8 protein-coding genes and 1 tRNA gene are annotated in these 12,190 nt (G+C 54.2%); 1 reads left to right on the top strand and 8 read right to left on the bottom strand.

Features of this window, described 5'->3' with window-relative positions; genetic code table 11:
• Positions 1–450: 450 nt before the first annotated feature.
• On the bottom strand, positions 451–987 hold the full coding sequence (locus tag RZ35_RS06970; RefSeq protein ID WP_026742656.1) for a hypothetical protein: 537 nt from the start codon (positions 985–987) through the stop codon (positions 451–453).
• Between the two features lie 355 nt (positions 988–1,342).
• A complete protein-coding gene (locus RZ35_RS06965) occupies positions 1,343–2,227 on the bottom strand; it encodes a LysR family transcriptional regulator (RefSeq protein WP_026742655.1) in 885 nt (294 codons plus the stop codon).
• Between the two features lie 1,448 nt (positions 2,228–3,675).
• On the opposite strand from RZ35_RS06965, the gene RZ35_RS06960 reads away from it, so the two are divergent.
• Positions 3,676–4,443 (top strand): SDR family NAD(P)-dependent oxidoreductase, encoded by a 768-nt coding sequence (locus RZ35_RS06960; RefSeq protein WP_026742654.1) that lies wholly within the window; start codon positions 3,676–3,678, stop codon positions 4,441–4,443.
• Positions 4,444–4,694: 251 nt separating this feature from the next.
• Here the strand turns inward: RZ35_RS06960 and potF are convergent, their stop codons facing one another.
• From potF to RZ35_RS06930, 6 genes are all read right to left on the bottom strand, one after another.
• A complete protein-coding gene (gene potF / locus RZ35_RS06955; protein ID WP_051625495.1) occupies positions 4,695–5,810 on the bottom strand; it encodes a spermidine/putrescine ABC transporter substrate-binding protein PotF in 1,116 nt (371 codons plus the stop codon).
• A 285-nt stretch (positions 5,811–6,095) separates the two neighbouring features.
• Entirely contained in the window at positions 6,096–7,577 is a 1,482-nt protein-coding gene (locus tag RZ35_RS06950) for an aldehyde dehydrogenase family protein (RefSeq protein WP_026742652.1), read from the bottom strand.
• 145 nt (positions 7,578–7,722) lie between these two features.
• Positions 7,723–8,580, bottom strand: coding sequence for a helix-turn-helix domain-containing protein (locus RZ35_RS06945; protein WP_026742651.1), 858 nt, complete (start codon positions 8,578–8,580; stop codon positions 7,723–7,725).
• A gap of 75 nt (positions 8,581–8,655) precedes the next feature.
• On the bottom strand, positions 8,656–10,053 hold the full coding sequence (locus tag RZ35_RS06940; protein ID WP_026742650.1) for an NAD(P)/FAD-dependent oxidoreductase: 1,398 nt from the start codon (positions 10,051–10,053) through the stop codon (positions 8,656–8,658).
• Positions 10,054–10,383: 330 nt separating this feature from the next.
• Positions 10,384–10,460: transfer RNA gene (locus tag RZ35_RS06935), tRNA-Val, on the bottom strand.
• Between the two features lie 153 nt (positions 10,461–10,613).
• Positions 10,614–11,987 carry an MATE family efflux transporter gene (locus RZ35_RS06930; protein ID WP_026742649.1) on the bottom strand — a complete coding sequence of 458 codons (1,374 nt, stop codon included), beginning with the start codon at positions 11,985–11,987 and terminating at the stop codon, positions 10,614–10,616.
• Positions 11,988–12,190: the final 203 nt, after the last annotated feature.

Below are 12,190 nucleotides of genomic sequence, written 5' to 3'. Positions count from 1 at the left end.
CGTGTTCCTGCCGCAACGCCAATTATGTTGAATTTCGATATTCTATTCCTAAAGTAGCAGTCTTCACCTTCAACGTTTAACAACGGACGAGGCTCATTCATCTGTTTTTGAGGATATCTGCCAATTGACTGGGCTGCATACCCCTGGAGACAAGCATCATTGGCGTAACGGGCGCTTAGGTCGCGTGAAACTGTTCGCGAGAAACCGATAGAGAGTGGCGGCTTAGCTGAAAAATGAGAGTAGGTACCGGATTAATTCAGGTCTATCAGAGCGCCTGTTCGCTGGGGGATGGGGAAACTATATGGGTCGATAGGTCTGAAAACGACGTTTAATGGGGGACGGCTTCGCCGACCTTGTCCTGTATCAAGGCCCAAAGCGCGGAAGGTCGGCTCGCAAGATAACGCCCAATGGCCTTGGGCGTCGTGTCATCCGCTACGTTTTGCTGTGCAATTAGCGATTTTCCAGCCCGGCTTCTTGGCGCTTGGCGCGAATTTCAGCTTCGTTATGGCGAATATAGTCACCGAGTTGCTCCAGGCCCGAGCGTACCTTTTGCAATTCAGCGGCATGCTGGGCTTTCGGCGTCACGGGATTAGGGTGGGAGGCATCCCACGCCAGCGCCTGCTGGATTGAGGCAGACCAGTTTTTGGGCGAGCCGCCAGCCCATTCGTTAATGGTCTGGCCGAGCGTGGCGTTGAGAGAGGCCATTAGCGCGGGTTCCCCGTCAGGCGGAAGGTTGGGGTTAGCCAACAAATAATAGCGAAAGCGCAGTTGGCCAATGTAAAACCAGGTGACGGCTTTATCCCGTTCACCGGCCTCATACAGCCGCTGGGCATACTGGTAAAGTTCGCTGGGATGCGCCTGTGCGAGCTGGGCGTCGGTTTCTGACTGAACGGCAACAAGGGCGGGCTTGATCTCAGCCGCTAGGGCTAGGGGGCAGACATTGGCGGACAGCGCCGCCAAAAACAATAGGGTACAGCTCCGATTCATGGAAACTCCTGTCAATGCCGAATCGGCGGAGGTAATCACTCTGGGCGCGCATCGAGACCTGGCGCAGTAGAAATGCGATAAAACAGTAGCAAAATCTATGAAAAGACACACGTGCGCGTTTCAATAATGTCAACGGCGATCACCTCGTTAACGCTATAGGGCTAGGGCACCATGTGGCATCCCGGCATTTCCCCCTATCGCGCTATTTGCCATGTCGGCGAGATGAATGTTCGCGGCCGAGAACTGCGCGATGATCGTTCCCATCGCTGCCCGCCGACCGTCACTGCCGGGCGTCTTATGTCACCCCCTGAATATCCCTCAGAAGCGGCAGGAGTTACTGAGGGGCGTAGAAAACTCACGGTGCGTTATGGCACTCTCTGATCAATTGAATGAAGTGGTGCAGCTCATCCTCCTTGCGCTTGAGATAATAAATATACGACATCTCGGCAGGCTGATTGAGAGAGAGGGGGCGTGTAGCCAAAGGAATATGCCGGGATATTTCGAAGTTCATGAAAGAAGAGCAGGAGAATGAATAACCTTTATCGACAGCGAGATATTCAATGACGTGAGAAAAGTCAGGGAAAACGTGCACTCTGGCGCGGGTATTGGCCATCCGACGGTGCTGGATGGTTTTTTCTAATATGGGATGAGGCAGCATCGAGGAGTGGACGACTAAATCCTCCTCGACGACTAAATCCATGATATCTTGATATTTATCAATTACATTTTGCGAGCTGATAAGCATACAGCTGTCATTCATGAACGCGATGCAGGCGATACGCTCAAAGCTGTCGACATACTTAGGGCTGGAGGAAATAAAGAAGTCGATCTCTTCCGATAACAGTTTGTTTTTGAATTCGGCGTAGGAATGCTGCATGCATAAGAGGTTGATGCCTTTTTTTATCGAGTCCGAAAAGATGATTTTATAGAAACTATCGTTGTAGGNGTCCGTGCTGATTTTCAGCTCACGAAAGAACCGGGTATTTTTGGTGACCAGTTTGGTGATGTTTTCCAGACGCTCTCTGACAGGCAGTAGTTGTCGATAAAATAAATCACCTTCTTTCGTCAGATTTATGCCTGAATTTGAACGATTAAACAGCCGGTATCCAAGAGAGTCTTCGAGATCGCTAATACTTTTGCTCAGTGCGGGAGGTGTCACATGGATGCGTTCTGCGGCGGCTTTAAATGAGCCTAATTCCGATATCACGATAAAATGCTCAACTTTTTTTGAAAATATCATATCCCACCTCTGTGGATTCCATTAAATAAAACTCATCTTCCTAATTGATAAATGAAAAGCATGTTGTTCCGACCAGAACAGTACTTCCCAGTTTCCAGAGCAAATGCAATAGTGGTGCAGCGTCATCGCGTGAAAAAATTTTTGGCATGCATATTATTGATGAATTTAATGAGCGTGTTAATAGTTATGAGTGATGTTTGATTATATTAAAATTCGTAACAGAGAATAAGGAAATATTTAATTCTTCGTCCGGTGTTTCTCTCGTTGGCTACAGCTCGGTGCGGCATTGGGGGATATCCTGATATTTTATTTTGGTTAGAAATACGTGAGCTTTCTATTCTATACACTACTCCGAATCGATGGGCAAGTGCTGTACCCGATCAGAAGGAAGTGGCTTTAACACTATATGCTTACGCCGTTATTTGACTCCGTAGGGAGGAAATACGACGGCATATCGACGGCGAGCTTGCCGGTCCGCTGTGAACCCTGGGCAATAGGATGATCCGCTAGGTAACTATTGTCTCACAGTCGGAAATGACTGGACGCCATGCTGCTATGGGGCGCGTGTTTAATATATCAAATCGTACGGACTTTGTACTTTGACGAGAATTCTGGATAACCGCCATATGTCCGGATTGTTTTTCTTTATTATGTAAGGAGGCGCGGTATTGGCCAATTTTCTGCGAGTGTTGGCTAATATATCAGGGTATTTGTCGTTATGTCGATTCCGTATTTTTCGGTCAACATGGATAACCTCAAAAACGAATAAGTTATTCGGCCGTCGTTTGTGAATCAGGACCGTTTTATGATGAAACGATGAGGCCGGTACCGTCATTATTTGTGTGAAGGGATGTAAGACCTGGCGCTTATTTGATTCTTAATGGTTCTTCTTTTTTTAGAAACTGACGTGAGTTATTCGAAAGAAATGAAAAATCTGGATGTCCATTATATTCAAGAAGTAGAGGTCAAAAAAACGTAAGGACATCATGGATTATAGATTGTGTGAATTAGGACACTATTTACTTTCATTTCGGTAAGGTCGCCGTCAGTTGGTGGCTTGATTCATTCATCGAGGCGGCGATGATCAATACGTTTTGACTCCGTCTCACCTTTTCCCAAACCGAATAGGCGATGGGCCGATGTCTACCGGTAGTATCGCGTCTTACGACATCAGGATGAGGAGCGTAGACGCGGTGCAAGATCGCATTCCGCTACCTAGACTGTAATAAGAACGGAACGCATTCTGCAGCGAGCCACGCCGCCGAAGAGGCTGAGCATGCCGGCAATGGGGCTTCAACCTCGCTTAACTGATGCGAGGGCAAGGCCTCGTCATTGGCCTTTACTGGATGTTTACCGTCCCACACCGACGGCACCGACGCGATTGATGGCAACGTGCCTGCAGAATGCATCCACTCTGTGACTGAAACACGCAAATTACAGGAGATATCATGAGCGTAAATACTCACCACGATCGGCGTCTGGCGGGCAAAGTCGCCATCATTACGGGGGCGGCGAAAGGTATCGGACGCGCGACGGCGGAACTCTTTGCCGCGCAGGGCGCACAGTTGATGCTCGCCGACGTGGATGCGGCGGGGGTCAAGGACTTGGCCGTCCGCCTGAGCGAGCACGGCAATAAGGTCACCGCGCAGGCCTGTGATGTCCGACATGAAGATGATATTCGCCGCACAATCGACGCCACTCTCGCAGAGTTCGGGCGTATCGATATTCTGGTGGCCAATGCCGGTATTATCCCGGAAGCCACGCTGGAAGAGGCGACCGCGGAACTGTGGGACGAGACGTTTGCCGTTGATGCGCGCGGCATGTTCCTGTCGGCAAAATACGCCGCCAGTGAGATGGTAAAAGCAGGCAAGGGCGCCATTGTCTTCCTCTCGTCTATTTCCGCCGCCGGGGGGCAGCCGGGGCAGGCCGTTTATGGCCCCGCGAAATTTGTGGCGTCGGGTTTGACTAAACATCTGGCGATTGAGCTGGCGGGGAAAGGGGTTCGCGTTAACGCTGTGGCGCCGGGGACGATCGATACCCCGGCCGTGGCCGGTCTGACCAAAGACGGTATTGAGAAGGTGGTGGCGATGCATCCTCTGGGACGCATGGGGAAACCGGAAGAGATCGCCTGGGGGATTTTATTCCTGGCGTCCGATGAGGCGTCGTTCATCACCGGCGCCGTGCTGCCGATAGACGGGGGGTTCCTCGCGCAGTAAGGGCGTTAAAGCGATTCGCTCGGGCGGCTGTGCCGCATCTCAACGCAAGCCCCGTTTCCCCTCGGGAAACGGGGCTTATTCTTTGGCGCATCACCCACCAGCGCGCCAGGGGTTAGCTGAGCCGTCAAGGCTGGCGACCGTTTTAGCGCTCTGCGTTATTTTGGGTGACAGGCAAGCGGTTATCCTGCTCCGATAGCCGCTTTTTCTCCTCGCATTGCAAGGCGCAACGCCGATGGCGGACCCTGGAGACGTTATTTTCCGCCGCTTTTCACGCGCGTCCAGGCGCGGGTACGAGCGCGGTCGAGTTTGGGTGACTTGTCCATGGTAATAAAGAGTCTGGCGCGGACGGCATCCGACGGATAGATGCCCGGATTGTTACGGACCTCTTCGCTCAGCAGCGGCAACGACGCTTTATTGGCGCTGGCATAAAACACGTGATCGCTGATTTTGGCGATAACGTCCGGGCGCATGAGGTAGTTGAGGAATTGATAGGCTTCGTCCAGATGCTTGGCATCGGTCGGGATGGCGAAGGTATCGAAGGTCACCTGAGCGCCTTCCTTCGGAATGCTGTAGCGAATATTGACACCGTTCTTTGCTTCCTCGGCCCGTTGCGCCGCCTGCAACACATCTCCCGACCAGCCGATAGCGACGCAGATATCGCCGTTAGCCAGATCGTTAATGTACTGCGAAGAGTGGAAATAGCGGATAAAGGGACGCAGTTGCAGCAAGAGGTCAGCCGCCGTTTGGCTGTAGTCCTTCACGTTTTCGCTGTTAGGATTTTTGCCCTGATAGTTAAGTACCGCGGCGAAAACGTCTTCCGGCGCGTCCAGGAATGAAACGCCGCAGCTTTTCAGTTTTTCCAGATTTTCCGGTTTGAACACCAAATCCCAGCTGTCGACCGGCGCGTCTGCGCCCAGCAGCGCTTTGACTTTATCGACTTTATAACCGATGCCCGTGGTGTTCCACAGGTAGGGGACCGCATATCGATTGCCCGGATCGTGCTGTGCGACCAGTTTCATCAGGTCGGGGTCAAGATTTTTGGCATTCGGCAATTTGCTCCAGTCCAGCGGGCGAAAAACGCCGGCGGTGCGAAGACGCGCCATGAAACTGTCTGACGGCACCACCAGATCAAACCCGGTGCTGCCGGCCATCAGTTTACCCTCCAGCACTTCGTTGGAGTCGAAAACGTCGTAAATGACCTTGATGCCGCTCTCTTTCTGGAAATTTTCCAGCGTATCCGGGGCAATATAATCAGACCAGTTGTAGATGTGCAGTATCTTCTCTTGTGCGGATGCGATGGCGGAAACAGCCATCAGCAGGACCGCCACCGCGTTAGAAAACCTTTTCATACTGTTGGGGGTGAACATCCGTTGCTTCCTCCTATCGGGAGTGAATGAACCATTAAAGACCTGTAACGAGAAGTTTTAATGTTGTACGAAGATAATTTGCAGGGCGTGGACAATCAGACGCCCTAAGGCAAACAGGGTGCCCTAGTAAAAAACACATTTAACTAATTGTTTTAATTGATGTTTATAAAGTAAATTGCCGGTAATGAAAAATAGGAAAAACAAATATCAGAGGCCGAACGACGTGGGTTGATGCCGCCGTCATGACATGACGCCTTGACCTCGGGCGAACGGGGGAGTGAGCCATCACGGCTGACCCTTGAGATACCACCCCCACGCCTCTTCACTGACGTATTCCGTGATCTGCTTCGTTTCCAGATAGTTGTCGAACCCCCAACGGCCCAGTTCGCGGCCGATGCCGCTTTGCTTGTAACCGCCCCAGGGCGCTTGCGTGAATGTTGGCTGCGAGCAGTTCACCCAAACAATGCCGGCGCGCAACGCCCGACTGACGCGCTGGCAGCGCTCCTCATCGGCCGACATCAGCGCTGCGGCGAGTCCAAAACGGCTGTTGTTTGCCTCTTTCACCGCCTCCTCTTCGTGCCGGAAACGACGAACGGCCAGCACAGGGCCAAATATTTCCTCCGTCCACAGCGCGCTGTCCGTCGGCGTGTCAAGAAAGATTGTGGGTTCGATGAACCAGCCCTGCGTCAAATGGACGGGGCGTTTACCGCCGCAGACCAGACGGGCGCCTTCGCGTTTGCCGCGTTCTATCGCCCGCAGCACCTTCTGGTATTGTTCGGCGCTCACCAGCGGGCCGAGCTGTACGCCTTCCTGTAGACCGTCGCCGATACGTATGTTGCGGGTGGCCTCAATCAATCGTTCGATCAGGCGTTTATAGAGGCCATCTTGCACCAACAGGCGCGAGGTCGCGGAACAGACCTGTCCTTGATTCCAGAAGATGCCAAACAAAATCCACTCGACGGCGGCCTCAATATCGGCATCGTCAAAGACGATAAACGCCGATTTCCCGCCCAATTCCAGACTGACATTTTTGATGTCCTGCGCGGCCGCCTGCATGATCGCGCGTCCGGTCGGCACGCTGCCGGTAAAGGCCAGCTTGTCTACGCCCGGATGATGAGCCAGGGGCGCGCCCGCTTCGCCGCCCAGACCGGTGACTACGTTGAGGACGCCGGCAGGCAACCCCGCCTCATCGGCGACGGCGGCAAGTTCCAGCGCCCCCAGCGGCGTCAGCTCTGACGGTTTGAGCACGGCGGTACAACCTGCGGCCAGCGCCGGAGCCNCTTTCCAGGCTGCCATCAGCAGCGGGTAATTCCAGGGAATGATCAAACCGGCGACGCCGGTCGGTTCGCGGATCGCGCGGCAGCGAAAACGCGCATCCGGCAGGGGGATCGTTTGTTCCTCAGCATCCAGCGTCTCGGCCAGCGAGGCATAGTATTCAAAGCAGCCGATCGCATCCTCAACATCCCATCGCGCTTCCGGTAACGGTTTGCCGTTGTCTTTGACTTCAAGCTCGGCCAGCGCATTCTGACGTTGACGCAGGATCTCCGCTATGGCGAGGAGATACTCTGCGCGCGCTTGGCCGCTCATGCGCGGCCAAGGACCTTCATCAAAGGCGCGTCTGGCGGCCGTTACCGCCTTTTCGATATCGTCCGGTCCGGCCGCGGCGACCGTGCTGATTTGCGCTTCGGTCGAGGGATTGACTACCGCCAGACGCCCATTTTGGGTTGCCGCCTGCCATTGGCCATCAATATAAAGCTGATCATGCATGATGTTCTTCTCCCGGGTGACGATGAAATGCTGTTAAGCGGTCAACGCGACCGGCTGCCGAAAGAGCGCGGTCTTGCCGGTTGGCCGCGCGCGTTTTAAGGGGATGATTCCGGCACGCGTTTGAAGGTTTGTCGCGGTGACTGGGTCAATCCGCTTTTTTGGCGATTTTCTGCTGCAAGTAAGATTTAGGCGAAAGTCCGGTCTCCTCTCTGAAGCAGCGGTAAAAGGTCGAGAGGGAGTGAAAGCCAGCCGCTTTGGCATCATCGTCAATGCGTTTGGACGAATACTTGCCGTCATTCCATTGCGTCAACACATGGCGAAGCCGGAGCCGATTGAGATATTGGTAAAAACTACAGCCCATGACGTGATTGAGGAAAAACGAAATCTGATTGCGGGTGTAGCCCGTGGCGGTCGCGACCTGAACCAGATTCAGATCCGCATTCAGATGAGGGTGCTGTTGGGTGAAATAATGCTGAATGTCGTCGGCCATGATACTTAACTGGCGGGCGGACAGCCCCAGTCGCTGGGAAGCGGCGCGGTGGTCCAGTTCGCTCGGGGAGCCTTTTTCCTGCGGCTGAGAGAGCAGGGATGCGTATTCATTAACGCGGGTAATCATGCCGTCGCAGACGGTGACTACCTCGCAACAGCAGATCATCGCCTGGCTGTCACTGCCGCTAAGCGGGGTTTGATATTGCAGGGTTGCCGTATCGCCATCGACGCGCAGGCGATCGGTATAGTGGAGCGTGTCTTCCGCCGTCGTTGAAAGACAGGCGCTTAGGTAATCGCGCAGCGCGTCGGGAGCGATGCGGCATCCCTGAAAAAAGTCGTTGTACTCTACCGTCGGAGAGTATAAGGCGAGAAGCCCATCCAGGTCGCGCTGCCACCAGGCTTCGTAATAACGCATCATGACTTGTTGCGTGTGGTGATTCGCCGTTTCGGGTGAATAGGGAGTGGTAGTTAATCGTTCAGGGGCGCGTAAGTCATCATCCATAATCAATCCCATTGCAGATTCTTTCACAGAGAACCTAACCGATATTAGTTAAAAACGCCGCCGTTTTTTGAGCTAAGCCATAAGCCGTCAGGAATCGAAGCCGATACCCAGCGCATCAAAGGTTTTCAGCAGCATATTGCGATGCCCGTCACGGTCTTCCCGGGCCAAAGAGCGGATCGCGGCCTGTACGCCGGCAAAACGCAGCGGTTCAGGGGGAAAGTGGATCGGCGCGCGGGACAGCATACGTAACTCCGTGCGCGGTGTTTTTTCGCCAGCGAGCTGGTCCAGCATATTCAGCGCGGCAAAACGACAGGCGGAGACGCCGAGTCCGGTATAACCCAACGCGTAGGCGATCTTGCCGTCGGCCTCACAGCCGGTAAACATCGTCGTGCGCGCCGAGGTGTCAATAATGCCGCCCCAGGCATGACTGAAGCCGATGTCCTGAATGGGCGGGAAGACTTCGCGGAACTGTTCGGCAAGACGGTTGAAGGTCTCGGGCCGTTGGGTCAGCGATTCGTCTCGACGACTGCCGTAATGATAAATCGCATCATATCCGCCCCAAAGAATGCGGTTGTCTGCCGTTTTGCGGAAATAGTGAAACTTATTGCCGCTATCGGAGATGCCGTAACGCCCTGTCCAGCCGATCGCAGCGAGTTGCTGTTCGCTGAGCGGATTCGTGACCAGCACGTAGTCATACACGGGGATGACCGTCGAGGCCAGATGGCGCAACAGCGGCACAGCAATGTTGGTGGCGAGGACCACCTGTTTGGCAAGGACTTCCCCCGATGCCGTACGCAAACGGACGCCTTCACCGTGCTGCGTCAGCGCTTTCACTTCGCTGTTTTCGTAAAGCTCAATGCCCTGCGACAGACAGACCCGACGCAATTCGCTCACCATTTTGGCGGGGTTGACCATGGCGTAGTTCGATTCGAACAGCCCGGCGCTGTAGCGTGGCGAGTTCAGCTTCTCGGTCAGGCTGTCGCCCTCCAGCCATTCGCATTCCAGTCCGAAGCGTTGATAATCCTGCTGCATGGAACGCAGCCCTTCAATTTGCCAGGGCTGGCTCGCCAGGTTCAATTGACCGGTGCGCTCGAACTCAATCTCCATGCCAAATTCATGGAGGTCCGCTTCCAGATCTGCCAGATTGGTCTTGCCTAATTCGATAATATTTTTAGCTTCTTTAGGCCAGCGATTCAGCGCGATGGAGACCCCATGGGAGATGCTGGGAGAGCAGAAGCCGCCGTTGCGGCTGCTTGCCTCGGAGCCGCAGCGCCTGGCTTCAATAATGACGATCCTTTTTTCGGGCCACCGGCGGCGGGCCAGCAGCGCCGTCCACAGACCGGTATAGCCGCCGCCGACGATGGCGAGATCGCAGGTAATACTGTCTTGCAGCGAAGGGGCGGGCGTTGCGGCGGTAATGGTATCCAGCCAGAACGGATAAGGTTTTACGTCAACAAATGCGTCTGGATTTGAATAAGTGGTCATGGTGGCTCCTGAAACACAACGAATCTCTGTCTCTTATGAGCTGAGTCTAAACACGGCTACAGCTGAAACATAGACCGCGGCTTTCCGTGCGGGTCCGCGAGAAAAAATGGCCTGATAGGCGATCGGGGAAATGTTGAAAACAGGAGGTAAAAATGGCAATAAAATTAATGAGTTAGTTTGGGTTGTGCTTGAGGGAGATGCGGTGGCGTCCGCAGGACTGTCATCCAGAATCTGTTGAGAATCATCAGGTTGTCGACTGAAAGCCTTCAGTCGCAAAAGGGGTTCTACAAGTCGGAAAAACGAAGACCTATCGGTAAAGCGGAATAGGAATGGTGCGTTCTAATGGACTCGAACCATCGACCCCCACCATGTCAAGGTGGTGCTCTAACCAACTGAGCTAAGAACGCATTCCTGAAGTGCTGCTGTCAGTGCGACAACGGGGACGGATATTAACGACCTGAACGGCGGCTGGCAAGGGGCAAATAAACCAAATTGCCGCCTTGCCGGTTCGATTGACGAGCTTATATCCAGTTCGGTGTTTTTTTCATCATTTCAGTAAGTTAATGCTCCGAACGCGCCAGCGTGACCGCCGCCGGCTGGTTTTGCACCCAGCGAATACGCAAGCCCATCATGATGGCGGAGGCGGTCAGGCCAATGATGAACCCGCACCAGAATCCCGCCGGGCCCATCGGCGCAACCCATTTATCCGTCAGCGCCAGCAGGTAGCCGGAGGGCAGGCCGAGCACCCAATAGGCCGTGAAAGTGATAAAGAAGATGGCGCGGGTATCTTTATAGCCGCGCAACACGCCGCTGCCAATAACCTGAATGGCATCGGACACCTGATAGATGGCGGCGAGCAGCATCAGATGCGACGCCATCGCCACGACCAGTGGATTGTCGTTGTAAAGCAAAGCGATGGGTTCACGCAGTACTACGGTGAAAATCGCCGTGCAGCACGCCAGCGCGACGCCGCAAAAAAGACTGGTGCGTGCGGCAATGCGGGCATCGGCCACCGAACCTTCCCCAAGTCGGTGTCCTACTCGGATGGTGGCGGCGACGCCCAGCGACATCGGCAGTACGAACATCAGTGAACTGAAGTTAAGCGCGATCTGGTGACCGGCTACATCGACAACGCCGAGCGGCAGGACCAGCAAGGCGACCACCGCAAACAGGCTGACTTCAAACAGCATCGCCAGCGCGAGCGGCAACCCGAGGCTGAATAGCCGTTTGATGACGGGCCAGTCGGGCCGCAAAGGCGTGGCGTGGCTGTTAATACTTTGTATCCAGCGCGCCCGGTGCAGATAGCCCGCCAGCAACAACAGCATTATCCAGTACACCGAGGCGGTGGCGACGCCACAGCCAACCCCACCCAATTCGGGCATGCCCAGCTTTCCGTGAATAAACACGTAGTTGATAGGAATGTTGACCAGCAGGCCGATGAAACCGACGATCATCCCAGGTTGGGTTTTGGACAACCCTTCGCACTGGCCGCGCAGCACCTGGAAAAACAGATAGCCGGGAACGCCCCAAAGCAGCGCGCGCAGATAGCCGACGGCTTTGTCCGCCAGCTCCGGCGAGTCGTTATGCATCAGCTGAATTACCTTGTCGCCTTGATAAAGCACGAGCATGGTGACGACCGAGATCATGGCGGCCAGCAGAAAAGCCTGCTGCCGCTGATGCGCAATGCGTTCACGCCGGCCTGAACCATTGAGCTGGGCCACGACCGGCGTCAACGCCATTAGCAGGCCGTGGCCGAACAGGATGACTGGCAACCAAATCGACGTTCCGACTGCCACCGCCGCCATATCGGTAGCGCTGTAGGAGCCGGCCATGATGGTATCAACGACACCCATGGACGTTTGTGAAACCTGGGCAATGATGACGGGGATCGCTAGCGCCAACAGCTGACGCGCTTCCGTTAGATACTTTTGCACGCGAACACCTTTATGAAGATCGACAGTTCGTCACACTAGATGACGCCATCATCCTATTTTTTGGGAAAAAGTGGCACATTGTAATGCGTTAACGCACTATTACCAATAAGTTGTCTATTTACACTCGGTGATTTCAGCAGTTAAATCTTTCAGGCTAACTACCCACATCACTCGATATCGTGCAAACTGACGGTAGCGTTTTT

The sequence above is a fragment of the Lonsdalea quercina subsp. quercina genome (genome assembly GCF_000688655.1).
Classification (GTDB): Bacteria; Pseudomonadota; Gammaproteobacteria; order Enterobacterales; family Enterobacteriaceae; genus Lonsdalea; species Lonsdalea quercina.
Note: the sequence above shows the minus strand (reverse complement) of the source record. Positions and strands in the feature narration are given on the sequence as shown.

What these genes read in the sequence shown, in the direction of transcription:
- RZ35_RS06970 (WP_026742656.1), bottom strand. Translation starts at nt 987, where the DNA reads ATGAATCGGAGCTGTACCCTATTGTTTTTGGCGGCGCTGTCCGCCAAT.
- RZ35_RS06960 (WP_026742654.1), top strand. Translation starts at nt 3,676, where the DNA reads ATGAGCGTAAATACTCACCACGATCGGCGTCTGGCGGGCAAAGTCGCC.
- potF (WP_051625495.1), bottom strand. Translation starts at nt 5,810, where the DNA reads ATGTTCACCCCCAACAGTATGAAAAGGTTTTCTAACGCGGTGGCGGTC.
- RZ35_RS06945 (WP_026742651.1), bottom strand. Translation starts at nt 8,580, where the DNA reads ATGGGATTGATTATGGATGATGACTTACGCGCCCCTGAACGATTAACT.
- RZ35_RS06940 (WP_026742650.1), bottom strand. Translation starts at nt 10,053, where the DNA reads ATGACCACTTATTCAAATCCAGACGCATTTGTTGACGTAAAACCTTAT.